The 25,496-nt window shown below is 45.9% G+C and carries 19 protein-coding genes; all 19 read right to left on the minus strand.

Annotated elements, in window-relative coordinates; translation table 11 throughout:
• Positions 1 to 130 precede the first annotated feature (130 nt).
• The 19 genes from AB4111_RS26850 to AB4111_RS26940 all read right to left on the minus strand — a co-directional run bounded on the left by AB4111_RS26850 (position 131) and on the right by AB4111_RS26940 (position 25,296).
• The gene (locus tag AB4111_RS26850; RefSeq protein ID WP_342571077.1) at positions 131 to 940 is read right to left on the minus strand and encodes an alpha/beta fold hydrolase; all 810 of its coding nucleotides are present in this window, start codon (positions 938 to 940) and stop codon (positions 131 to 133) included.
• A 142-nt stretch (positions 941 to 1,082) separates the two neighbouring features.
• On the minus strand, positions 1,083 to 3,098 hold the full coding sequence (locus AB4111_RS26855) for a heavy metal translocating P-type ATPase (protein WP_442034042.1): 2,016 nt from the start codon (positions 3,096 to 3,098) through the stop codon (positions 1,083 to 1,085).
• 348 nt (positions 3,099 to 3,446) lie between these two features.
• Positions 3,447 to 4,754, minus strand: a complete 1,308-nt coding sequence (locus AB4111_RS26860) for a homocysteine synthase (protein WP_253440969.1) — start codon at positions 4,752 to 4,754, stop codon at positions 3,447 to 3,449.
• 238 nt (positions 4,755 to 4,992) lie between these two features.
• Positions 4,993 to 5,838 (minus strand): sugar phosphate isomerase/epimerase family protein, encoded by an 846-nt coding sequence (locus tag AB4111_RS26865; protein ID WP_442034044.1) that lies wholly within the window; start codon positions 5,836 to 5,838, stop codon positions 4,993 to 4,995.
• Positions 5,839 to 5,875: 37 nt separating this feature from the next.
• The gene (kduD, locus tag AB4111_RS26870) at positions 5,876 to 6,628 is read right to left on the minus strand and encodes a 2-dehydro-3-deoxy-D-gluconate 5-dehydrogenase KduD (protein ID WP_253440973.1); all 753 of its coding nucleotides are present in this window, start codon (positions 6,626 to 6,628) and stop codon (positions 5,876 to 5,878) included.
• Between the two features lie 77 nt (positions 6,629 to 6,705).
• Entirely contained in the window at positions 6,706 to 7,464 is a 759-nt protein-coding gene (locus AB4111_RS26875) for a DeoR/GlpR family DNA-binding transcription regulator (RefSeq protein WP_181155596.1), read from the minus strand.
• Positions 7,465 to 7,550: 86 nt separating this feature from the next.
• Positions 7,551 to 8,390, minus strand: coding sequence for a 5-dehydro-4-deoxy-D-glucuronate isomerase (gene kduI, locus AB4111_RS26880; protein WP_036606918.1), 840 nt, complete (start codon positions 8,388 to 8,390; stop codon positions 7,551 to 7,553).
• Between the two features lie 216 nt (positions 8,391 to 8,606).
• Positions 8,607 to 8,936, minus strand: coding sequence for a cytochrome o ubiquinol oxidase subunit IV (cyoD, locus tag AB4111_RS26885; protein WP_091019256.1), 330 nt, complete (start codon positions 8,934 to 8,936; stop codon positions 8,607 to 8,609).
• Positions 8,937 to 9,557 (minus strand): cytochrome o ubiquinol oxidase subunit III, encoded by a 621-nt coding sequence (gene cyoC, locus AB4111_RS26890; protein ID WP_253440979.1) that lies wholly within the window; start codon positions 9,555 to 9,557, stop codon positions 8,937 to 8,939.
• Complete coding sequence (locus AB4111_RS26895) at positions 9,558 to 11,528, minus strand: cbb3-type cytochrome c oxidase subunit I (RefSeq protein ID WP_124118137.1); 1,971 nt, start codon at positions 11,526 to 11,528, stop codon at positions 9,558 to 9,560. It abuts the gene before it with no gap.
• A 21-nt stretch (positions 11,529 to 11,549) separates the two neighbouring features.
• Entirely contained in the window at positions 11,550 to 12,524 is a 975-nt protein-coding gene (gene cyoA, locus AB4111_RS26900; protein ID WP_253440981.1) for a ubiquinol oxidase subunit II, read from the minus strand.
• 318 nt (positions 12,525 to 12,842) lie between these two features.
• Positions 12,843 to 13,106, minus strand: coding sequence for a hypothetical protein (locus AB4111_RS26905; protein WP_091038518.1), 264 nt, complete (start codon positions 13,104 to 13,106; stop codon positions 12,843 to 12,845).
• A gap of 360 nt (positions 13,107 to 13,466) precedes the next feature.
• The gene (locus AB4111_RS26910) at positions 13,467 to 14,828 is read right to left on the minus strand and encodes a GH1 family beta-glucosidase (RefSeq protein WP_442034049.1); all 1,362 of its coding nucleotides are present in this window, start codon (positions 14,826 to 14,828) and stop codon (positions 13,467 to 13,469) included.
• A 16-nt stretch (positions 14,829 to 14,844) separates the two neighbouring features.
• A complete protein-coding gene (locus AB4111_RS26915) occupies positions 14,845 to 17,226 on the minus strand; it encodes a glycoside hydrolase family 95 protein (protein WP_442034214.1) in 2,382 nt (793 codons plus the stop codon).
• Between the two features lie 194 nt (positions 17,227 to 17,420).
• Positions 17,421 to 19,118, minus strand: coding sequence for an ABC transporter substrate-binding protein (locus tag AB4111_RS26920; protein ID WP_442034051.1), 1,698 nt, complete (start codon positions 19,116 to 19,118; stop codon positions 17,421 to 17,423).
• Positions 19,119 to 19,441: 323 nt separating this feature from the next.
• Positions 19,442 to 21,145 (minus strand): ABC transporter substrate-binding protein, encoded by a 1,704-nt coding sequence (locus AB4111_RS26925; RefSeq protein WP_442034053.1) that lies wholly within the window; start codon positions 21,143 to 21,145, stop codon positions 19,442 to 19,444.
• 374 nt (positions 21,146 to 21,519) lie between these two features.
• On the minus strand, positions 21,520 to 23,208 hold the full coding sequence (locus AB4111_RS26930; RefSeq protein ID WP_442034055.1) for an ABC transporter substrate-binding protein: 1,689 nt from the start codon (positions 23,206 to 23,208) through the stop codon (positions 21,520 to 21,522).
• A gap of 186 nt (positions 23,209 to 23,394) precedes the next feature.
• The gene (locus AB4111_RS26935) at positions 23,395 to 24,297 is read right to left on the minus strand and encodes a carbohydrate ABC transporter permease (RefSeq protein ID WP_253440991.1); all 903 of its coding nucleotides are present in this window, start codon (positions 24,295 to 24,297) and stop codon (positions 23,395 to 23,397) included.
• A 15-nt stretch (positions 24,298 to 24,312) separates the two neighbouring features.
• Positions 24,313 to 25,296 carry an ABC transporter permease gene (locus AB4111_RS26940; protein WP_253440993.1) on the minus strand — a complete coding sequence of 328 codons (984 nt, stop codon included), beginning with the start codon at positions 25,294 to 25,296 and terminating at the stop codon, positions 24,313 to 24,315.
• Positions 25,297 to 25,496: the final 200 nt, after the last annotated feature.

Consider the following 25,496-nt stretch of genomic DNA (forward strand, 5'->3'; position numbering starts at 1 on the left):
TCTTACAGTACAGAAAAAAGAACCCGAGCGGACAGCCTAAAGCTGTCGACCGGGTTCTTTTTTTAGCCACAAATGAAGATTCCATGAAATTAATGGGATGGGCTGTACGGAGCATGATGCCCTCTCCTGATCAGGATTGAATAAATCGAATCAGTTCCGAATTGAATTTTTCCAATTCATCATAGAATGCACCATGACCACTCTCTTCAAAAGCAATCAATTGAGACGAAGCGATGCCTTTATGCATCTGCTCCGCGAATTCGAACGGACAGATCTCATCCTTTTTCCCGTGCAAAATGGCCGTCGGCACCTGAATCGAACTCAGGTCACCTCGCAAGTCCTCATCCCGCAGAGCGATTGCACTGCGAATGGTACCATAGGATGAAGCCTCCATGCCAAGCGCGTGGAACCAATCCATGAATGGCTGGCTGTGTTCTTTCGCGAAGAACATGCCACCAAATGTCTCCAGCAACTTCGGACGATCTGCAAAGATCGGCTCAATGATCTGCTCGTTCAGCTGCTCTGGGGTCAATCCATACGGATAACCTTCGCGCTGTGTGAACACAGGGGCTGCAGCAGATAACAAGGCCAGCTTGGAGACACCATGTCCCTTATGTCTGGCCATATAATGTACTGCAATCGCTCCACCCATGGAGAACCCTGCGAGTACCGCGTCTTTCAGTTCCAGATCATCGATCACGGCACGAACATCGTCTGCCATCCGATCATAATCATATCCTGTGGAAGGCTTATCCGATAAGCCATATCCTCTAAAATCTATCGCAATGGCACGAATGCCATGGTTCGGAAGTACGTTCAATTGATATTCAAACATTTTATAATTAACAGGCCAGCCGTGCAAAAAGACAACCGGAGTGCCTTCACCGATATCTTCAACGTATACTTTTACATTCGGTTCCACTTGTACATAACGTCCCATATTTCACAGCTCCCTTTGTCCTCGAATTATTGCAACTTTCTCTTCGAACCATTACCCGCTGACCCAGGGTTCAAACGTGAGCCGTTCAACCAGTCGTATACAACCAGCAAAACCAATCAATCATTTTCATCTCCAAATCTGATTACCGTAGCAGCCTAAGTCCATTCAGAATAACCAGAATTGTACTTCCTTCATGACCTACCACACCCAGAGGCAATGCGACGTCTTGGAGGAAGTTACCAGCAATTAAGGCCAAAATAACGGTGATGGCAAAACACATATTCTGCTTCACCGTACGCTGTGCTCGACGAGCCTGCCCAATCACCCAAGCGATCTCTTCGATATTGTCGTTCATCAACACCGCATCAGCTACCTCCAGTGCAGTTCCGCTACCCGATAATCCCATCCCCATACCCACAGTGGCTGCTGCAAGTGCCGGGGCATCATTGACACCATCTCCCACCATTAGCACAGGACCATACTGTTTGCGGAGCGTTTGGACCTGCTTCACTTTATCTTCTGGCAGCAAGTCTGCATAGACCATGCTTACCCCTGTTTCACGTGCAATTACAGAGGCCGATTTGGCTCGATCGCCTGTTAACATCACAACTTTAATCCCCATCGTCTCAAGTCTTCTCACTGCAGCTGTTGCCTGAGGCCGTACCGTATCCCGCATGGCGATCAGCCCGACCAATTCACCATCAGCCATAACAACGGATACGGTTTTCCCCTCCCCCTCAAGACGGGAGCGTACATCGTTCCACTCCAAAGATACCTTTACAGGGTTAACACCCTGTTTATCTGAACCATCATCTTTATCGTCTTTCATCTTCTCTGACTGCATCGATTCCATTACATTTGTTTTGCCAATGCGCCAGACCACATCGTTTACCGTTCCTTCGATACCCCAACCCGTCAGGGCCTGTACGTGCTCCGCTTCCTGAAGTGTAAGGTTCTCCTTGTTCGCCTGATCTACGATGGCACGGGCCAAGGGGTGCATGGAGATGTTCTCAATCGCTGCTACCGCAGCTAACAGCTGGGCGCGATCTATATTTTCAGCTGTAATAATATCTGTAACTTGCGGGGTACCCATGGTCAATGTACCTGTTTTGTCAAAAGCTACGACCCGTGTGCGAGCCATATTCTCCATGTGGGCACCTCCCTTGAAGAGAATGCCACGGCGGGCGCTGCTGGACATCGCTGACAGCATGACAGGCATGATCGAAGACACCAGTGCACAAGGCGAAGCAACAACCAGAAATACCATCGCTTTATAAAATGCCTCGTTCCATGTCCAGCCAAGCAGCAGTGGAGTTCCTGCAATCACAAGTAAAGTCACCCCTACAACTATGCGTGCGTATATCCCTTCAAATCGCTCCATAAAACGCTGGGAATCCGGCACTTCTGCCTGCGCTTCTTCCACCATTTTAATGATTTTGCCGAATAGTGATCCTTCAGCCGATTTGGTGACCTCTACGTATAGGGCGCCCTCCCCGTTTAAAGTACCTGCATAGACTTCATCCCCCGCAACTTTGTCCACAGGCAGGGATTCTCCGGTGATGGAAGACTGATTGATAAAAGAACTTCCCCGGTACACGACACCATCAGCCGGGATGAGTTCTCCTGGTTTGACCAACAGCAGATCCCCCGGCTGAAGATCATCAATAGCCACAAGGTTCATCTGTCCATCCTCAATACGCAGTGCAGTCTCCGGCTTCAGCGCGAGCAACGATGAGATATCCTTATGACTGCGCTCTGTCGCATAACTTTCCAACGCACCACTGAGTGCAAAAATAAAGATCAGCATCGCGCCTTCATTCCAGTAACCGATGGCCGCTGCCCCAAGGGATGCGGCAATCATCAGCAGGTTTACATCCAAATCTCGGTCCTTGACCAGTGTCTCGATGCCTTCCTTTGCTTTGGTCCAACCACCCACGGCATACGCCACAATGTAGAGCATGATGGATAATGTACCAAAATACGGTGCAGTTCCCCAGGCAATCAGCATCAACAGCCCACTGGCCAATGCAGATTGCATCTCTTTATTCTGCACCATGGCTCGAAAATCAGGCTTTTTGCCTCGATTGGGGCCAGGTGTTTGGGACGAGCGTTGTTCTGCTTGTTTCTGTCTGTGTAGAGGTTGATGTATCGCTTGCATATGAATCACGATCCTTTCGAATGTTAGATTTGCGGATGAGAGTCTGCCCCATTCCGCTCCCAGAAATGAAGTTGTATTGAGAATGAGAGCCATTGTTAATGCCCTAAAAATGACACATGCTGCTGCGGGAATCCCGCAGCAGCATGGTTTTGTGAATGTTTTTGTAATCATCTCGAATGAGAATGATAATCATTTTTGTACTTATGCAATTATTTTTACCCAATACAACTTTTAATCAGTATATGCCTGTGATCCTCATTTGTAAATGGATATTTTCCCGATATTCCACAAAACAAATAAAAAAAACCGCCACTCCTTAAAGGATGGCGGCTACCAAATTATTTATTTTTACGCACCTACACTTGCTCCCTGACTTGCTTTGATCGCTTGCTCCAGATCATAGATAATGTCTTGAATGTTCTCTGTGCCAATAGACAGACGAATCAACTCCGGATTAACCCCTGCGGCAGTTTGTTCATCTTCGGTCAATTGTGCGTGAGTCGTACTTGCCGGGTGAATGATCAGTGACTTGGAATCGCCCACGTTCGCAAGGTGAGAGAACAGTTTAACATTTTCAATCAATTTACGACCGGCGTCCGCACCACCTTTGATTCCAAAGGTCAGAATGGCGCCCTGCCCTCTTGGCAGGTACTTCTGTGCAAGCTCGTAAGAACCATGGCTCGGCAGACCTGCATAACTTACCCAAGACACATCCTCATGTTTCTCAAGGAATTCCGCAACCGCAAGGGCGTTGCTACTATGACGCTCTACGCGCAGATGCAATGTCTCCAGTCCCTGCAGCAACAACCAGGAGTTAAATGGAGAGATCGTTGCACCCAAGTCACGGAGAAGTTGTACACGAGCTTTGATAATATAAGCAATAGGTCCAACCGCTTCCGTATATACAACACCGTTATAACTGGAGTCCGGCTCCGTCAAACCAGGGAACTTGCCGCTTGCTTTCCAATCAAATTTTCCGCTATCCACGATAACGCCACCAATGGATGTACCATGACCCCCAATGAATTTCGTTGCAGAGTGAACAACAATATCTGCTCCATGTTCGATTGGACGAAGCAGGTACGGACTTGGGAATGTATTATCCACGATCAAAGGAATTCCATGTTCATGGGCAATAGCTGCCACCGCTTCAATATCAAGTACATTTCCCTTCGGATTACCGATCGTTTCAGCATACAATGCTTTCGTTTTCTCCGTAATCGCTGCCCGGAAATTCTCAGGATCACTGGAATCCACAAATTTCACGTCCAGACCCAATTTTGGCAAAGTCGTCGAGAACAGATTATATGTACCTCCATACAAACTCGCCGAAGACACGATCTCATCACCTGCACCAGCAATATTCAGAAGTGAAAACGTAATGGCTGCTTGACCAGAAGCTGTAGCCAGCGCCCCAGCTCCGCCTTCCAACGCAGCAATCCGTTGCTCAAACACGTCGGTGGTTGGATTCATCAGACGGGTATAGATGTTGCCAAACTCTTTCAAACCAAACAGATTAGCTGCATGCTCGGTGTCCTTGAAGCCATAGGATGTTGTCTGATACAAGGGAACTGCTCGTGCGTTGGTAGTTGGATCAATCTCCTGACCTGCATGAATCGCCAATGTTTCAAATGAAAGCTCACGTTCGTTTGACATAAATCTGAATCCTCCCTTGATATATACGTTCTATAAGTTCATGATGCCTTGGCATGGTGGCGTATGTTTTCCATATTCTCTCACAAGATGTCGCATTTGAAAAGACTTATTTCCGATTTTTCCGATGAGAAATATTAAATATGTACATTATCATTCCTATACCAAAAAAACCTTTGCCCTCGCAAAGGTTTTTCGGCTGCTGCGGATGCGCTGCACAACTTTTCAATCCGGCTGTCTCTTAGACTCGAACTGCATCCCATACTTCACGCAAATGTTTGGCCGCAGGCACAGCTTCCTCCGCAGTTACACCTTCAAGTGAAATATCGATATGTGGCTTATACGTTTTTAGCAATTCAAAAAATAACGGGTAATCCAGTATGCCTGCCCCAGGTACCGGATTGAACTTCTCTCCCTGTGCATCGAAAGCTACATCCTTGGCATGGATCACAATCATGCGCTGATACAGCGATTCCATCACCTCGCGCAAGAAAGCCCCTTGATCTGCTGCATGTGGTTGTTTGATCAGATTACACGGGTCGAACAGCATTCCCAGATTGGATGAAGGAATCTCTTCAAACAAACGTGTCATATGTTCATGAGTATGAAGGGTATGCGTTGACACAGGCTCAATCGCCGCATGCACGCCCCATTTCTCCGCTTCCTCAGCCAGCTCCTCAACCGTTTCTTTCAGCACACTCCACGCCTTCTCTTCATATCCATCCGGATGGGTATCCTGATAGGTGTCCAAGCTCCCTGTCTCCGTTGCTACCATACTGCAACCAAAATCCCGGGCATAACGCAGATGCTCCTTGAATCGATCAATATCCGCACGGCGGCTTACCGGATCAGGGTCGATCGGATTAATATAACAGCCCAGTACCGCAATCTTCACCCCGCGCTGTGCAAATTGATCTCCAATCTCATTTGCCAGCCCGGGGCTCAGCTTGCCATTTGATGAGTCCACATCTGATAATGCTTTGGCAAGCGCCAGCTGCACGGAATTAAATCCGTTGTCCGCAATCGTCTGCGCAAGCTGTGCTGTAGGCTGTTTGCCAAATGTATGTGCCAGAATACCAAGTTTCATCTCACTGCCTCCTTATGCTAATCCGATGATCAAGCGATTAACGTGCCATCCAGCCGCCATCGACATTCAGCACATGACCATTTAGATAATCCGAAGCGGCAGATGCCAGAAAGACAACCGGACCTTTCAGATCTTCAGGTGTTCCCCAACGCCCCGCAGGAATACGGGCTGTAATGTCCCGGTAACGATTCTCGTCCGCACGGATCTGAGTAGTATTATCGGTTTCCATATAACCAGGTGCGATACCGTTAATCTGGATTCCCTTACCTGCCCACTCATTGGCGAGTGCTTTGGTTAAACCGGCAACCCCATGTTTACTGGCTGTATACCCTGGCACGTTGATCCCACCTTGATAGGACAACATGGATGCAATATTAATGATTTTGCCACTTCCGCGTTCAATCATATGTCTGCCAGCCAATTGACTTAGGAAAAATACAGTGTTCAGGTTCAGACCAATGACATCATGCCAGTCCTTCCCTGCATGATCAGCCGCAGGTGTGCGACGAATGATTCCCGCATTGTTGACGAGAATGTCAATTCTGCCCTGGAACGCAAGCGCCTGTTCGAACACAGCCGCCAACTCATCTTCACGACTTAAATCCGCTTCAATCACATAGGCTTTGCGTCCGAGTGCTTCAATGGCACTTGCCGTTTCCGCAGGTTTGGAATAAGAGACCAGCACCACATCAGCACCTGCTTCCGCCAAACCAATGGCCATCCCTTGTCCAAGTCCTCCCGAGGTACCTGTCACCAGTGCAACTTGTCCGCTTAAATCAAATGGGTTCATGAATGATTCCTCCGCATGGTTTTGATATGCAATCCATAGATCCGTCCGTTCTTTAATCCCATGAATAATGAATGAGGTTAACTTTGATAATCCACTGTGACACCGCTCTGCTCGTATAAGGCAGCTGTCTCTTCATCCAAACGACTATCACTGATAATATAGTCCAGTTCCGAACACTGGGCGAAAGTTCGCAGTGCAAATTGTCCGAATTTATAATGATCCACAACGCCGTATACCTGCTGGGAGGCAGATATCATTGCTTTTTTCAAGGGAACCAGATCTCCCGTGTAAATGGATAATCCAAATTCCGGATGAAGTGCTGTCGTGGATATAAAGGCTTTATGAATGTTAAGACTGGAGATAAATGCAGCCGTATCATCCCCCACCAGCATATTCCGTACACGAGCCCCGCCAGGCACAACCAGTCGCACTTGCTCCTTCTTGGTAAGCTCCGCGATAATGAACAAGTCATTGGTCACTACGGTCAGCGGCTGATTGTCGAGACGTTTGGCCATCTCCAGCGTGGTGCTGCCACCATCGAGAGCAACGATATCGCCAGGTCGAATGTAAGCCAGGGCTCGTTCAGCAATCTCCGTTTTCTCCGGATGATGCTTCTCGGTAACTCCGCGGCTATTCAAGATGCCATACTGGTCATTCTGAGCCAGCATAGCACCACCATGAACACGCACGAGCAGTCCCATACTCTCCAACTTGTCGAGATCCTCTCGCACAGTTTTTCCAGTCACCTGCAATAACTCACTCAGATCACTGACGGTTACTTCCTGGCGCTCCAGCAGAGCCTCCATAATTTTTTCATGTCTTTTCAATGGATTCATCACAATCAACTTCCTATACCATCTGAGTTAATTGAATGAGTGTTCTAATGTCTACTCTGCCAATTAACTCAGACATCTGTAATTTATTATTTCAGGTCTTTCATCGCTACGCCGTCCATATCTTCGAACGTTTGGTTCTCACCAGCCATCGCCCAACAGAAGGTGTAATTACTTGTACCCACACCACTGTGAATGGACCAGCTTGGGGAAATGATCGCCTGACGGTCGCGTACAACCAAATGCCGCGTTTCGTTTGGCTCACCCATCATATGGAATACAACGCCATCCTCAGGCAGATTCCAGTACAAGTATACTTCGGAACGGCGGTTATGGGTATGTGCAGGCATGGTGTTCCACATGTTCCCCTTGTCGAGTTCGGTAATGCCCATTACCAACTGACAACTCTGAATTCCACCTTCTCCTTGGTGAATGTAACGATAGATCGTACGCTCATTGGAAGTTTCGATGCTGCCCAGATGATTCGGCTGAGCTTGTTCTTGTGTTGCTTTTACTGTTGGATAAGTGTGGTGAGCCGGTGTGGATACAAAATAGAATTGGGCAGGTTGAGCCTTGTCACTGCTCGTGAACACAACTTCCTTCACACCTCTACCAATATAGAGACATTCCTTTGCTCCAATCTCATAACCTTGTCCATCCGCAGTTACTGTTCCGTGACCACCTACATTAATGATACCGATCTCACGACGCTCCAGGAAAAAGTTCGTTCCGATATCCTTCAGGTTCACTTCAAGGGTGATGTCTTTGCTCTCAGGTACAGCCGTTCCCACAATATAACGATCCACATGAGAGTAAACGGTTACCAATTCATCGGTTGCAAACAATTGCTCCATCAGAAATTCCTCACGCAGGCGAGAAGTATCATACGTTTTCACTTCGTTCGGGTGTGCAGCATAACGATTTTCCATTATTAATCCATTCCTTTCGTCATTTAGATTAGTTGGGATTGAGTTTGAATATGTTCATATAAGTTCATTTTAGTTCATTTTGTATCTTTTGTGTACCTTTATTTTTAAAATAATTCATATCATTAACCACTAACGATGTTTATTTCTTAACAAGAACAAAAAAAAGATCTCCGCAGTCTGTATCACAGACCGGGAGATCTTTCTTTGATTCACATATTAATGTGCAACAGCATTGTTAAGCATGATCCAGATCGAACCAATTACGATGGTCATCATAATCAGCAATCCGAAAATAAGTGCCATCACATTCCAGCGTGGTTTTTCTGTTTCACGAATATGCATGAAGAAGAAGAGTTGAACCACAAACTGAAGTGCTGCTGTACCCAGAATCACAATGAGTGTTCCTGTTTTGCCCATCATGTCGTTCAAAACCACCACAAGTGGAATGATTGTCAGTACGACGGACAGAATGAAGCCGATGACATAAGACTTCAGTGAGCCATGTTGTTCATGGCCGTGGGAATCATGTGAGTTGTGCTCTGCCATCTACATCACCCCCATGAGATAGACGATCGACAGGAGGAAGATCCATACGACGTCCAAGAAGTGCCAGTACAAACTGATAACGTTGATCTTACCGCGAGTAACGTCGGTAATCCCACGTTTTTTCAGTTGGAACATGAGTCCGATCATCCAGATCAGACCAAGCGATACGTGAAGTCCGTGAGTACCCACGAGGGTGAAGAATGCACCAGAAGCTGCACTCGTCGTGTAACTGAAACCTTCGTGAACCATCTCAATAAACTCGTAAACCTCCAGGGCGATAAAGCTTGCACCCAGAACAGCTGTAACAATCAGCCAGTTGATCAATTGTTTCACTTTACCCTGGTTCATTGCCAGAACGGCAAGTCCGCTCGTAAATGAACTCGTGAGCAAGATAAATGTCTCGGCGATAACGCCAGGCATTTTGATCAGTTCGGACAAAATCGGTCCGCCCGCCGAATTGTCACGCAACACAATGAAGGTTGCGAACAATACGGAGAACAAGATAACGTCGGAAATCAGGAAGAACCAGAAACCGAGAATTTTCATTTCCTGTGGATCATGGTGGCCATGGTCATGACCATGCGCATGATTCTCACCGTGCTTAGCTGCTGCTTGAGCCATCTATACCGACCCCCTTAACGACGCTTCGGTACGCTTGATTTCGTCGACCGGAATGTAATAATCCGTATCGTAAGAGAATGAACGGGCGATCATACAGATGCCTACGCCAGCAAGTCCGAGAATTGCCATCCACAGCCAACCGAATACGAAGCCAAAGCCGGCTACAAACCAGAAGACAGACATGATGAACGGAATCGAAGAATTCTTCGGCATATGAATTGGCTCATATACAGGCTCAGGCGGATGAATGCCTTTCGCACGGCGTTCTTTCTCTTCCCACCACTCATCAATATCATCTCCGCGCGGTGTAACAGCGAAGTTGTACTCTGGAGCTGGTGAAGGAATCGACCACTCGAGCGTACGACCATCCCATGGATCGCCGGAAGCTTTAAGTGTTTTGTATTTGCGAATACCGTCTGCAATTTGTGCAACTTGGAACAAGAATCCGACACCCATCAGGAACGCCCCGATTGTGGATACGAAGTTCAGTTCCCACCAGCCAGTATCCCAGCCGTATGTGCTCAGACGACGTGTCATACCCATCAGACCGACAGCGTACTGCGGCATGAAGCAGACATAGAAACCAATATTCCAAGTCCAGAATGCCCATTTGCCCAGTTTCTCTTCGAGTTGGAAACCGAACATTTTAGGCCACCAGTAATACAGACCAGCGAAGTATCCGAAGACAACGCCACCGATCAATACTTGGTGGAAGTGGGCAATCAGGAAGTAACTGTTGTGGAACTGGAAGTCAGCAGGAGCAACGGATAACAGAACGCCTGTCATACCCCCGACAATAAAGCACGGGATAAAGGCAAGTGTCCACATCATCGGAGTCGCCATGCGAATCCTTCCTCGATACATGGTAAACAGCCAGTTAAATATCTTAACCCCTGTTGGAATAGCAATCAACATCGTAGTTACGGCGAAGAATGCATTCACGTCCGCTCCTGAACCCATCGTGAAGAAGTGATGCGCCCATGTGAAGAAGGACAGGAAGCTAATGATTAACATTGCAAATACCATTGACTTGTAACCAAACAGTTTTTTCCGAGAGAAGGTACTTACAATCTCGGAGAACACACCGAATGCCGGCAAGACGACAATGTATACCTCAGGGTGACCCCACATCCAGATCAAGTTGATATACATCATTGGGTTACCGCCCAGATCAAGTGTGAAGAAATGCGCCCCGGCAAACCTGTCGAGGAATAGCAATGCAAGTGTCACGGTCAAGATCGGGAAAGCAAACAAGATAATGATACAAGTGGAGAATACCGACCATGTAAACATCGGCATTTTCATCCATCTCATGCCTGGCGCACGCATTTTAATGATGGTAACCAGGAAGTTGATACCGGTAGCCAGGGAACCGATACCCGATATCTGTATACCCCATATATAGAAGTTCTGTCCGACCCCCGGACTGTGTGACAGCTCCGATAAAGGTGGATAACTCAGCCATCCTGCATCCGGTGAACCACCGATAACGAAGGACAGGTTAAACAGCATTGCTCCCAGGAAGAATAACCAGAAGCTTAATGCATTCAGAAACGGGAAGGCAACGTCCCTTGCTCCGATCTGTAATGGCACGATAACGTTAAATAAACCAAACATAAATGGCATCGCCATGAACAGGATCATGATCGTGCCGTGAGTTGTAAAGACCTGATTATAATGTTCAGGATGTAAGAAATCCATGTTAGGCATAGCCAGCTGCAGACGCATCATCAATGCATCCACACCACCACGGAACAACATGATAATGGAAGCAATGATATACATAATACCGATCTTTTTATGATCGACGGTAGTTAACCAGTTACGCCAGAGCCAGCCCCATTTTTTGAAATAAGTCAGCACCGTTACGATAGTTATCATCGTAATACCGATGGCCACGTCTGCTCCATAGATCAGCGGGTCGCCGGTTACGAAAAACTCCGATGCAAACTCTTTAAGTCTCTCTAACATTGGGGGCCTCCTTTCGAATCTTTAGTTAGCACTCTTGTCCTCATCTTGTTTGGACACATCGTTTGAATTCTGAATGGCTCCAGAAGCTTCACTTGAACTTCCATGCTTACTGTGAGCACTTTGACCATCTACAACATACTTGGTCACAATATTTTGGAACAATCCTTCTGGGAAGGCAGAATAATAAGCAACATTGCTTGTTCCTGGTTCAGCCAGTGCCTTGTAACCTTCTGCAGTCAATTCCTGGGAACTTTGTTTCACTTCAGTTACCCATTTGTCAAAATCTTCGTCCGATGTAGCATTCACATCAAAACGCATTTCTCCAAAATGCTCACCTGTGAAGTTAGCGCCTGAACCCCAGTACTTGCCTTCATGATCTGCTTGCAGATACAAGGTCATCGCCATACCCGACATCGTATAAATCTGTCCTCCAAGTTGCGGAATCCAGAATGAGTTCATCGGTGAATCCGCAGTGAGTTCAAATTTCACGGGCCGGTCTGCCGGAATATTCAGCGTGTTGACCGTTGCAATCCCTTGCTCAGGATACATAAACAACCATTTCCAGTCCAGTGAAGACACTTGGATGGTAATTGGTGCTTTCTCGTGAGCCAACGGCTTCGAAGGCTCCAGATCATACGTGTAACGAATAGTAACAATGGCAAGCAGTCCAATAATAATAATTGGAACCGTCCACCAGATTGCCTCCGCCTTCGTACTATGAGACCAGTTAGGCTCATAAGCAGCTTTGTTATCCGGCTTGTCGCGGTAACGCCATACGATTACGGCAGACAAAATGAGTACTGGCACAATGATGACAGCACACAAAATTGTCGAGATGACAATCAAATCTCTCTGCGAAGCGCCAATTGGCCCCTTCGGATCCAGAACAACGTACTGTCCGCCTGCCAGCATTGGCCAGACAATCAATGCAATTGTAACCAACGTCAGGACAACCGGAATGATAATCCGGATTAGCGACCTAGGTTTCTTGTTCATTTTGATCCCCTCTCCTTAAATTCGCTCATACTGAAAAATCAGTATACTACTCTCTTCCTACTAAAGATATCAGAAATGAACAACTTTTTTGTTCTTGTTAACAAATTTGTCGATTTTACACCTTAAATGTGTGAATTTTTTCTCACAAATCGCTTGCATGGTTGATATTTGCACATTGTAATCTTTACACATCAAGTCACAAAATAAAACCCTTTGCAGTCCCGTTGAACAGTGTCAACGAATCCGCAAAGGGCTTTATTGACTGGATTCCGGGTACTTATCCAGTCTTATTATGAACGAATTAACGCAGGATTATAATCAATCGGCGCCTTCGTCTTCCCGGCGTGTATGAACAAGGCCAATCGCTTTGGCAATAACGTAAATAAACACACTACCTACAAGGAATCCAATACCGACCATCAAGCCAAGATTACGATCATTAAAATCATTCAAATTGATCAGACACATGACCACTCCCGTAATGAGTGCGACCCATGCCAGAACTGTCATCGTCAAGACGGCGCGCCGCATATTTTTGTCTTTGCGCTCCAATTGGCTGACCATTGCTGTCTTCGATGCCATAGTAAACACTTCCTTTTCCCTTTTTGTAAGTGCTTTCCTTATACCAATATACCACATCAGTATGATTTTTAGTCAACAAATGTTCAAATTTCCTTCGCAATTTGGACACTTTATTTTCAAATTACCCGTTGACAAAACATTATTAAGTTCTTCCTTACTTCTTATAACCCAAAAACCGTCTCTTCATAACAGAAAAGACACTTGACCTGATGAAACCTTTATGAACTACTCATTTTCAACTGTAAAAAACAAAAAAAAAGACGGTGCATTGGAATACTCCAATGTTACCGTCTTTCTCTTCATTAATAAGGTATTCGTATAAAATGAGGACCTGTTCTCCCCCTTAAAGCATGAATGCATCTATTGGGGATTATGTTCGTTCCGAGTTTCCAGCCAATTATTCTTAATGACATTCTGATACCAGTAATAGCTCTCCTTCGGTGTTCTCACAAGTGAACGATAGTCCACATGAACGAGACCGAAGCGCATACGGTAGCCTTCTGCCCATTCAAAATTGTCCATTAATGACCACGCCATGTACCCTTTCAGGTTAATGCCGTCATTAATGATGCGGTGAATTTGAGCCAGATGCTGTTCATAATAGGCAATTCGGCGATCATCATTAATTTTGCCATTATCCAGATCATCATTGATGCAAGCACCGTTCTCCGTGATGTATACATCCACATTACCGTACTTTTGCAAGTAATGCATGAATTCATATAAACCGCGTGACTCCACTGGCCAGCCGATATCCGTTTTGGTCAAGCCCATATCCACTTCTTCCGATTGAAGAACACCAGCTTCCGGATTAAAGCGATTAATTCCCATCGTGTAATAGTTAATGCCGAGCAGATCGATCGGTTGCGAGATGATCTCCATGTCACCTTCTTGAATAGGTACAGTAGCCCCCGCATCTGCAAACCAATCCACCATAAACTGCGGATACGTGCCTTTGTAGATCGGGTCTAGGAACCAGTCGGTATTGAGCGCGATCGATCGGTCACACGCAGCCTGGTCCTCAGGAGATTTGCTGTACGGCTCAGCCCAGCAGACGTTCGGAGCAATACCGATCTGTCCCGTTATACCCAAGCGACGGAAGGATTGGACCGCTTTACCGTGAGCAACCAACAATCCATGAGCAACATTGATTGACGTTTGCAGGTCTTTGTTTCCTGGCGCATGAATCCCGAGAAGGTTCGACAGGAATGCGATACACCATGGTTCATTAAATGTTAGCCAAAAGTTGATCTTACCCGAAAATTCTTTGAAAATCACTTCGGCATATTTCACAAAAGCGTCTACAGTTCTACGGTTACCCCAGCCCCCGTCATCCTCCAGCGTTTGTGGAAGATCCCAGTGATACAGGGTAAGGAACGGTTCGATACCCGCCTCTATCAATGCATCCACGAAGCGATGGTAGAAGTCCAGTCCTTCCCGATTGATCTCCCCATCTCCGTCAGGAATAACGCGTGGCCACGCAATGGAGAACCGGTATGTATTAATCCCGAGTTTCTTCATTAGTTCGATGTCTTCCTCATAACGGTGGTAACTGTCACATGCGACATCCCCATTGTCTCCGTTAAATACCTTTCCTGGTGTGCGCGCAAAGGTATCCCAGATAGATACTCCGCGTCCACCTTCCTGTGCCGCTCCCTCTATTTGATAGGAAGCTGTTGCTGTACCCCATCGAAAATCTTGTGGAAATTGAAAAATGGTCATGGTTGGCTCCTCCGTCTCATGATGACACGCGGATCGTCTGTCCTGCGGTCATCGTTAAAATAATTACATAATCGCCCTGAGGCGTAAGCTCTGCCTTGGCTTGTTCATTTCCTTCCACACGCAGCGGATAAGCACTGCGAAGAGTAAGTGATTCACTCCGGTCTGCCTCAATAACCGCTGAGGCAAGCTTGTTGTCCGTCCACGTTATAGCTACCGTATAACCACCTCTAGCACGAAGCCCTTCAACACAACCTTGAGTCCATAGTTCAGGCAGTGCCGGCAGTAAATGTAACTCGTTCAAGTGGCTCTGTAATAACATCTCGGCGATTCCGGCCGTGCCTCCAAAGTTACCATCGATCTGGAATGGTGGATGGTCATCAAACAGATTTGGATGTGTGGATCGTGCTAGCAACATGCGCACAAACTGATGTGCTTGGCTGCTATCCAGCAATCGTGCATACAGATTGATCAACCATGCACAGCTCCATCCTGTATGCCCGCCACCTTGTGAGATACGACGTTCAAGCGATATTCGTGCCGCTTCCACCAGTTCCGGTGTGTGCACTCGATTGATCTGCTCCCCGGGATACAGTCCATACAGATGGGAGACGTGACGATGCCCTGGCTCGGATTCGGCAAAATCCTTAAACCACTCCAGCAATTGTCCTTCGCTTCCAATTCGGAATGGATACAGTTTGTCCAGAGCCTCACTCCACTCGCTTGCCAACGACTCATCTATATTTAGTTGCTTCGAGGCCTCAATACAGCGGCTAAACAATTCACGAATCAAAGTCATATCCATCGTTGAAGCCATCGAAATACTGCGCGCCTCTCCAGCTTCTGTCAGGAACTTATTCTCTGGTGAAGTGGAAGGAATTGTAACCAGGTAACCATCAGGTCCTTCCACCAGCCAGTCGAGACAGAACAGGGCCGCCTCCCTCATGATGGGGTAGGCACGTTCCTCAAGAAAACGCTGATCCCCGGTAAATTGATAATGCTCCCATAGATGCGAGGTCAGCCACACGCCGCCCATCGGCCAGAATGCCCAACTCGCATCCCCACCTGTCGGCGTGGAGGTTCTCCAGATATCCACGTTATGATGAGCAGTCCATCCACGGGCTCCATACAGAATCCGTGCCGTTCTGCGTCCTGTATCACTGAGATCGGCCAGCATATCAAATAACGGCTCATGACATTCACTCAGATTGCAGACTTCTGCCGGCCAGTAATTCATCTCTGTGTTGATGTTGATGGTGTAGTCACTATGCCATGGCGGTTCTACCTGATGGTTCCAGATTCCCTGAAGATTAGCAGGCTGGCTGCCCGGACGCGAGCTAGCCATTAACAGATATCTTCCGTATTGAAAATAAAGTGCTTCCAACCCAGGGTCTTGTTCACCTGCCTGATAGGCCTGCAGCCGCTCATCCGTGGGCAATTCTGCGTTAACGGATACACCTAAATCAATAGAGACTCTGTTAAACAACGCGCGATGATCTTGTACATGTCGTTCCCGAAGCACTTCCGCGCCATGTGTGATCGCTTTGGAGATCATATCCACACATTGCTCTTCAAGCACCAGGTTATCCTTCACAGGCAACACATCGTAACTTTCAAAGGACGTAGCCGCTGCCAGATAGAAAACAACCTGATCAGCACCCTGAATATGTAGCTTACCTTCCAGTTTGGACACCTTTGCCTGCTCGCCCGTTGCCGAAACCGCTACACGCACAGCATATGCGGTTCCCCGATCTTCTTCATAAAGAACGGATTCCGGGTGATCTCTGAAGTAATTGGATTCCACATGACTCGGGCAACGACTAAACATCGTGAGTGCATCTCCCGAAGTCTCCATACGATAAGGATGGGGACTGTCTAGAGTAACACTTACACTCACAGCGCCCTTCCGATCAGCACTCAATGTGCAGACCATCAGGTCATCCGAAGCACTGGAATACACTTCACGTACATAACGAGTTCCTTCCCATGAGTACGTCGTGGTCGCAATACCCGATTCCAGATCAAGCTCACGCTCAAAAGCATCATACGAAAGATCATCCAGACCCTTGTGGTGCAACAGAAAATGACCCATCGGTTGGTAAGCCTCCACATCACGGCCGAGCATCTCTCGGTTCAACAAATCCTCAGCTTCACCATACTGTCCAGACATGATTAACTCACGCGTCTGCTTCAGATACCGCTGACTGCTGTATTGAATCGTATCCCGTGGAAACCCTGACCATAATGTATCTTCATTGAGCTGAATTCGTTCTTCCGCTGCGCCGCCATACACCATGCCTCCAAGACGTCCGTTTCCGATGGGCAATGCTTCTTCCCAGCGTTTTGCCGGTTGTCGATACCATAAACGGTTGATTTTAGTTTGGTTATTGTGTGGGGACATCATTAGCTCCTTTTCCTCAATTAGCTATCGAAATATTTATGACATAAAACGTTTTCGGTAAGTGCTTACATTAAGGAAATTATATGTGATTTCCAAAATTGCGTCAATGCAAATCATCACACATCATCCACATAAAAAAAGGCCCCTTTAAAGGGGCCTTTTCTTGTTTGACCATGGATTGAGGACAATCCATGTTATTTTACATCTTTTCCTGTCCATAGGGAGACACGGTCTTTCACCCAAACGGTGTACTGTTTCTCCATCTCCACTGCACCTGCTTTGTCCAATTCATCCAGGAAAGCATCATAGGTTGCGTCAAAGTTTGCTGGTGAAGTCAGAACAGCCTCCGGAATACGTTTACGAACGATATCCTGTGTTTTTCGGAACGTTACTTCATAATCTGTACCTGAAGGTACAGGCATGTTGTATGCTGCGCCCCAATCTTTCAGCTTCAGATCGTCTTCGGAAGGATAGAAATCTTTCCATGTTGTGATACCATATGCTTTCAACGTCTCCTTCTCAGCTGCAGTGTAACCTGCTTGAATCTGTTCAGGGAAGTTCGTTGTATAGTAGTTATCTGTGGAATCTTTCACACCATCACCGTATCTCGCACTGAATACGTTATACAATCCGATGCCTGTTTCTTTAGTGAAATTCGAGTTGTCATTGGTTTTACGATCCTGAATCTCATCAGGGATCACACGTTGACCATTTTCGACATTATAGTGTTGGCCTTCAATACCCCAGTTTCTCAATACTTGTCCTTCATCGGAAGCAAGCCAATCCATGAATTTGATGATACGTACCGGATCTTTGGCCGAAGTTGTGATTCCGATACCATAACCGTCAAATCCCGTTGGTTGGAACGTATGATCCACAATATCCTTGTTCAAAGACACAGAGAAGTGAGCATATGTGGCCTCGTCTTTGCCCGAAGATTTAAGTGCATTCTCCGCTTCTTGATAATTCCACTCTTGGTCAATCAGACCGAGTACACGGCCACTGGCAATTTTGGACTTATATTGATCATCCTTTTGAACAAATGTATCTTTGTCCAGCAGACCTTCATTATACATTTTGTTCAACCAGCGGAAGTATTCTTTTTCCTCTGGACGCTTATAGTGAAGCATCGCTTCATACGTCTCGGGGTTGATGTAATATTCACCATCATCCGGTGCACCCGTTGCTTGGAATGCAGGGTTCGTTACCGTGATCATGATCTTCCAGTCATCTGCATTCAAGGTCAATGGAATGGTTGGCTGACCATCGATGGTTGGATGTTTTTCATAGTAGGCTTTCAGGACGTTCTCGTAATCCTCAAGTGTTTTCACTTCAGGGTATCCGAGCTCTTTCAGTACTCTTTGTTGAATTTCAAATCCACCTGTTGCATCAAACGCAACATTATCTACACCCATGTTCGTCGGGATTGTATATATCGCCTGATCTTCCGTACTGTATTTCAGACGGTTCATCTGGTCGCCGTAGATTTTTTTCAAGTTTGGAGCATGCTCTTCAATCAGATCCGTCAGATCCAGCATCGCGCCTGCATCTACAAGCTTAGACAAGTTACCTTTTGGGAAAATGACGTCAGGGAAATCACCGCTGGCAGCCATAAGTGCAACCTTCTGATCGCCACCGTTGTTCACATCATACTCAGCTTCAATCGTAACGCCTGTTTGCTTGGTAATCTCTTTACCAACTGCATCTTGCATCTTGTTCCAGGTCGGACTTGCATCCGCCCCAAAAAACGTCACTGTAATTGGTTCGGTTCCACTGGATTCCGTAGTCTCTTTCGTACCCGAATTCCCACAGCCAGCTGTGACCAACATTGCACTTGCGAGCATCAACATTGCAAACGTCTTGGGTGTATTGCCTTTCATTTTGCCTCTCATTGTCTAGTTCCCCCTATTATTTATGAAGGTTTTATCTGTATAACAGGCTTTATGCCTGAGGATACCACTTTTTTTGAATGCGCTTACGACATGTGCTGTAAAAGCCAGATTATTGAAAGCAATAGTCAGTAGCACATATTTTACAACATCATTCTTCTAACACACATAAAACGTTTTCGAAACATACTATAAAACGCTTACTGAAAGTGCTTACATGATAGATTATAGGCTATCCAACACCTTACGTCAACAATAAAAAAAGCCCTTTCTCAAGGGCTTTTTTCACTATGAAAATCCTAAACTTTAATGCTTGGTTTTCAAACTTATTTCACGTCCTTACCAGTCCAGAGGGATACCCGATTTTTAATCCATACCGTATATTGTTTTTCCATCTCCACTGCACCTGCTTTATCAAGTTCAGCCAGGAGACCATCGTATACGCTGTCGAAGTTTTCTGGTTTGGCAAGGATAGCCTCTGGAATACGTTTACGTACGATATCCTGTGTTTTTTGGAACGTTACGTTGTAATCCGTGTCAGAAGGTACAGGCATGTTATATGCTGCGCCCCAATCTTTCAATTTCAGATCATCTTCGGAAGGGTAGAAATCTTTCCAAGTTGTAATTCCATAAGCTTTCAATGTCTCTTTCTCTGCTGCAGTATATCCAGCCTGAATCTGCTCAGGGAAGTTCGTTGTATAATAGTTATCCGTAGCATCTTTCACTCCATCACCGTATCTTGCACTGAAGATATTGTACATACCCACGCCAGATTCTTTCGTAAAGGCAGAGTTGTCATTGGTTTTGCGATCTTGTACATCTGCCGGGATAACGCGTTTGCCATTCTCTACTTGGTAGTGCTTGCCTTCAACACCCCAGTTTCTCAAGACTTGACCTTCATCAGATGCAAGCCAATCCATGAATTTGATAATGCGCACCGGATCTTTGGCTGAAGTTGTAATCCCAATGCCGTAACCATCAAAACCTGTCGGCTGGAATGTATGGTCCACAATGTCCTTGTTCAGAGACACGGAGAAGTGGGCATATGTTTTATCGCCACCGTTAGACGATTTCAAAGCATTCTCCGCCTCACCATAGTTCCACTCCTGGTCGATCAGACCAAGTACACGGCCACTGGCAATTTTGGATTTATATTGGTCATCCTTTTGAACAAATGTGTCTTTGTCCAGCAGACCTTCATTGTACATTTTGTTCAACCAACGGAAATATTCCTTTTCCTCAGGACGTTTGTAGTGCAGAACGGCTTCATAGGTCTCAGGATTGATATAATACTCACCATCATCCGGTCCACCCGTAGCTTGGAATGCAGGGTTCGTTACCGTGATCATGATCTTCCAGTCATCTGCGTTTAATGTCAACGGAATAGTCGGTTGACCATCAATCGTTGGATGTTTTTCATAATACGTTCTCAGTACGTTCTCGTAATCCTCAAGTGTTTTTACTTCAGGGTAGCCGAGCTCTTTTAATACTCTTTGTTGGATTTCGAATCCGCCCGTAGCATCAAATGCAACGTTATCTACACCCATGTTGGTCGGAATCGTATAGATCGCTTGATCTTCCAAGCTATATTTCAGACGGTTCATCTGATCACCATAGATTTTTTTCAAATTGGGAGCATGCTCCTCAATCAGATCGGTCAGGTCCAGCATCGCGCCTGCATCCACAAGCTTCGACAAGTTGCCTTTAGGATAGATAATATCAGGGTAATCACCACTGGCAGCCATCAAAGGAATCTTTTGGTCGCCACCATTATTCACATCATACTCAGCTTCAATTGTAACTCCCGTTGCCTTGGTAATCTCTTGACCGACAGCATCCTTCATGTTATTCCAGTTCGGACTTGCGTCTGCACCAAAGAATGTAAAGGTTACTGGACTGGTTGTGTCTCCGGAATCAACCGGCTTTTCTGAAGCGTTACTTCCTCCTCCATTGCTGCTGCATCCTGCTGTAATTGCAAGAGCACTGGCTAACAGAAGCATTGCGAATGTTTTTGGTGTTTTGCCCTTCATGTGTAATCCCCCTTATGGATATAATGAAGCTGTATATTTGTATAACAGGCTGACCTGCACATACCGTGACCAGATGAAACGAATGTAATTTTCTTGTTTTTATAACATTAGAAGCGTTTTCTTAAAAATGAAAAACTGCCCTGCACTACTTTATTTCCTTCCCATTCCGGAACTTCCACCCTGCAATCAGTCTGCATATCACATGATGTACAAGCAAATGTAAGTGCTTTCATATTTGAATAATAATCGCTCTTAAAGTCCTTGTCAATAGTGAATTTATAAAATTGAAAACGTTTTTTAGAAAACGTTTTAGATAAAAAAAGAACCCGTATAATACGGGTTCTTTCTCTTTTTAAATCTGTCTTGTTACTTGTTTATTTAGCCTCTTCACCGCTCCACAACTGGACACGGTTTTGAACGAGTTCTGTATATTGTTTTTCCATATCCTCTGCCCCTGCTTGATTCACTTCTGTAATCATGCCGTCATAGATGGCATCGAACTGTTCAGGAGTACTCAAAATGGCTTCCGGTATACGTTTCCGAATGATATCCTGTGTTTTCTTGAAGATGACGTTGTAGTTGGAGTCACCTGGTGTTGGCAGATTGTATGCTGCTCCCCATGGTTTGATTGGGAACTCATCTTCACTCGGGAACAGATCTTTCCATGTCGTAGCACCGTAAGCTTTGAGTGTTTCTTTCTCTGCATCGGAATATGCTGCCACGATCTGTTCAGGGAAATTCGTAGTGTAGTAGTTATCCGTTGAATCCTTCACACCGTCTCCATAGTGACCGGACATATTGGTGTACAGTCCAATACCCGTTTCTTTCTGGAATACGGCTGCATTATTGGTTTTCTGATCCAGAATGTCGGCAGGAATCACACGTTTGCCGTCCTTCACTTCATACTGTTTGCCCTCAATTCCCCAGTTCATCAGCACTTGACCTTCTTCAGAAGCCAGGTAATCGAAGAATTTGATCGTACGAACTGGGTCAGGATTCGATGTTGTAATCCCTACACCCCAACCGGATACAAAACCAGGGTCTTGGTAGGCATGATCCTTGATATCCTCGGACAGGGTTACCGGGAAGTGTGAATACGTTGCTTCAGTCTTGCCCGCAGATTTCAGTGCATTTTCTGCATCGGAATAACCCCAATCCTGGTCAATGACACCCAGAACACGTCCACTAGCAATTTTGGATTTGTATTGGTCTGTTTTTTGGATGAAGCTGTCCTGATCCAGCAATCCAGTGTTATACATATGGTTCAACCAGCGAAAGTACTCTTTTTCCTCTGGACGTTTGTAATGCAGACTTGCTTCATACGTCTCTGGATCGATGTAATATTCACCATCATCCGGCGCACCCGTTGCCTGGAAGGCCGGGTTCGTTACGGTAATCATGATTCTCCAATCATCCGCATCCAGTGTTAACGGGATGGTTGGCTGACCATCAATCGTAGGGTGTTTCTCTTTGTAAGCCTTCAATACATTCTCGTAATCCTGAAGTGTACGCACTTCCGGGTATCCGAGTTCTTTCAGTACACGGTGCTGAATTCCAAATCCACCACCTGCATCAAAGTACTTCTGGTCTACCGCATAATACGTCGGCAGCACATAAATAGCCTGATCCTCATTACTGTATTTCAACCGGTCCATGTAATTACCATACAGCTTCTTCAGATTGGGAGCATATTGGTCGATCAGATCTGTCAGATCGAGCATTGCTCCGGCATCCACCAGTTTGCTAAGTTCTCCTTTGGGTGACACGATATCCGGATAGTCTCCGCTCGCTGCCATTAAGGATATTTTATCTTGACCACCACTAACGGCAAATTCACCGTTAAGGGTTATCCCTGTTTTTTCTGTAAGGACTTTACCCACTTCATCCTTCATGCCATTCCAGTTCGGACTGGGGTCAACGCTAAAGAAATCAAAAGTAAGTGGAGTTGTCTCTGCGCTTGTATCCTTGAACGACGTATCACCGCCGCTTCCTCCACCGCAACCTGCGAGTAAAGACATTGCAAGCACTGGTGCCAGTGCAATCTTCATTTTGGAACTTGCCATTATGGTAATCCTCCCTGTTTCATATGTCTGTTTGTCCGGGACTTTTTTGTCCCTGTCTATAGCTTCATGAATACCACACCGCAGCCCTATACGGTGAAGCGCAGACCAAATGGCTGCGCTTCGGGTATCCTGATGCTTCATTTGTAGATGTACGGCCGCTCTATGTGGCAGCCTGTACAAGCTTGCTTATGCTTTTACTGCGCCCAATGTCATACCGCCAACAAAGTACTTCTGTAGGAACGGATATACAATCAGGATTGGAACCGTTACAACGATCGTAATCGCCATCTTGATCGATTCCGGTGAAATCTGTGTCATTTGCTGTGCCATATCATTGGCATTCCGTCCAGCACCTGAGCCTTGCTGTGTACTTTGCAGTACTTTCATCAACTCGTATTGGAGTGTGGTCAGATGTGCCTTTGAACCATTGTACAGGTACGTATCGAACCATGCATTCCATTGACCTACAGCCAGGAACAACGCGATGGTTGCGAGAACCGGTTTACACAGTGGCAGGATGATTCTGTAATAGATCGTAAAGTCATTCGCTCCGTCCAGCTTCGCGGATTCCTGCAATGCATACGGCAGACCATCAATGAATGAACGGATAATGAAGACGTTAAATGCACTGATCATGCCTGGCAATACATATACCCAGAATGTACCGATCAGGTTCAGGTCACGCATCAGGATGTATACCGGAATCAAACCACCGGAGAAATACATCGTGAGCGCAAGCGTTGTGGAAACAAATTTACGAAGTCCAAAGTCAGGTCTGCTCAGTGTAAAGGCGATCATAGAAGAACTGATCAATCCGAGCACAGTACCTACAATTGTACGCAGAATGGAGATCTGCAAACCTTGTAGCAATCCATCATATTGGAAGATCGTTTTGTAGTTCTGTAATGTGAATTCGCGAGGCCACAAGTAAATCCCGCCACGTACTGTATCCGTTGAGTTATTAAGTGAGATGGCTAGTACGTTAAGGAATGGATATAGTGTTACGATCAGCACCATGGTCATCGCGAGGATGTTGAATATATCGAACAGTTTATCGCCTCGACTAGCATTGAATGCTTTGTTCGCCATAATGTCGTCCCCTCCCTACATGATGCTTTCTTTGGTGAATTTTTTGAACAAGCCGTTCGCAGTAAACAGAAGGATGATACTGACAACGGAGTTGAATATACCTATGGCTGTACCATATGAGAATCGTCCCATATTCAAACCATAATTGAGCGCGTATAGATCAAGTACTTCCGAGTAGTCTGTGACCAGACTGTTGCCAAGCAAGAACTGCTTCTCGAAACCGATACTGATAAGATGTCCAATAGACATGATGAAAAGTACGGAAATCGTGGTCCGTATGCCAGGCAACGTGATGTGCCACATTTGTCTCCAGCGGTTGGCTCCATCTACACGGGAAGCTTCATACAACTCTTGGTCAATACCGGTAATCGCTGCAAGATAGATGATGGCATTCCAACCGGTTTCTTTCCACATATCTGAAGCGGTTACAATGTACCAGAACAAGTTCCCCTTGGCCATGAATTGGATCGGCTGGTCAATAATGTTCAGGCCTACCAGGATATCATTGATAATCCCTCCATCGGTGGAGAGCATCTTGGTGATAATCCCTGCTACAACGACCCAGGATACAAAGTGAGGCAGATAGGATACTGTTTGCACAGCACGTTTGAAGAACATGCCTCTCATTTCATTCAGGAGAATAGCGAAGAATATCGGTACGATGAAACCGACAACCAGTCCCATCAAGCTCATTGCAAGCGTATTCCGAAGTACCAGATAGAAACGATCATCACTGAACAGCTCTACAAAGTGTTTAAAACCAACCCACTCTTGATCACCAAACGATCTGGCAGGTTTATAATTTTGGAAAGCCATCGTCCATCCCCATAGTGGCAGATAGTTAAATACGAAAACCCAAGCTACGAATGGCAATGACATGAGATAGAGATATTTCTGCTGTTTCATTCTGTCCCAAATTCCGTTCCGCCGATTCTTTAAAGGCGGTTTGGGGTCACTGCTTCTGTTCGCGGAAGCGGATTTTTTTGTTAGCGTTTCCATCTCCGTTCCCCCTCCTCTGTTTTATAAAATAATCATACTCGATAGAGCGTTTTCAAAATACCATCTGGATTTTAGAGAAAATCATATAAAAATTAGATATAGACATATATAATCAGACATTATTTCGTTAAAATCAGTGATAAATTCTACTTTTAAATGCACTAAAAGCAATATAAAGGTAATATTAAGTTTTATATGTA

Origin of the sequence: Paenibacillus sp. 2KB_22 (genome assembly GCF_052115745.1) — a bacterium.
Classification (GTDB): domain Bacteria; phylum Bacillota; class Bacilli; order Paenibacillales; family Paenibacillaceae; genus Paenibacillus.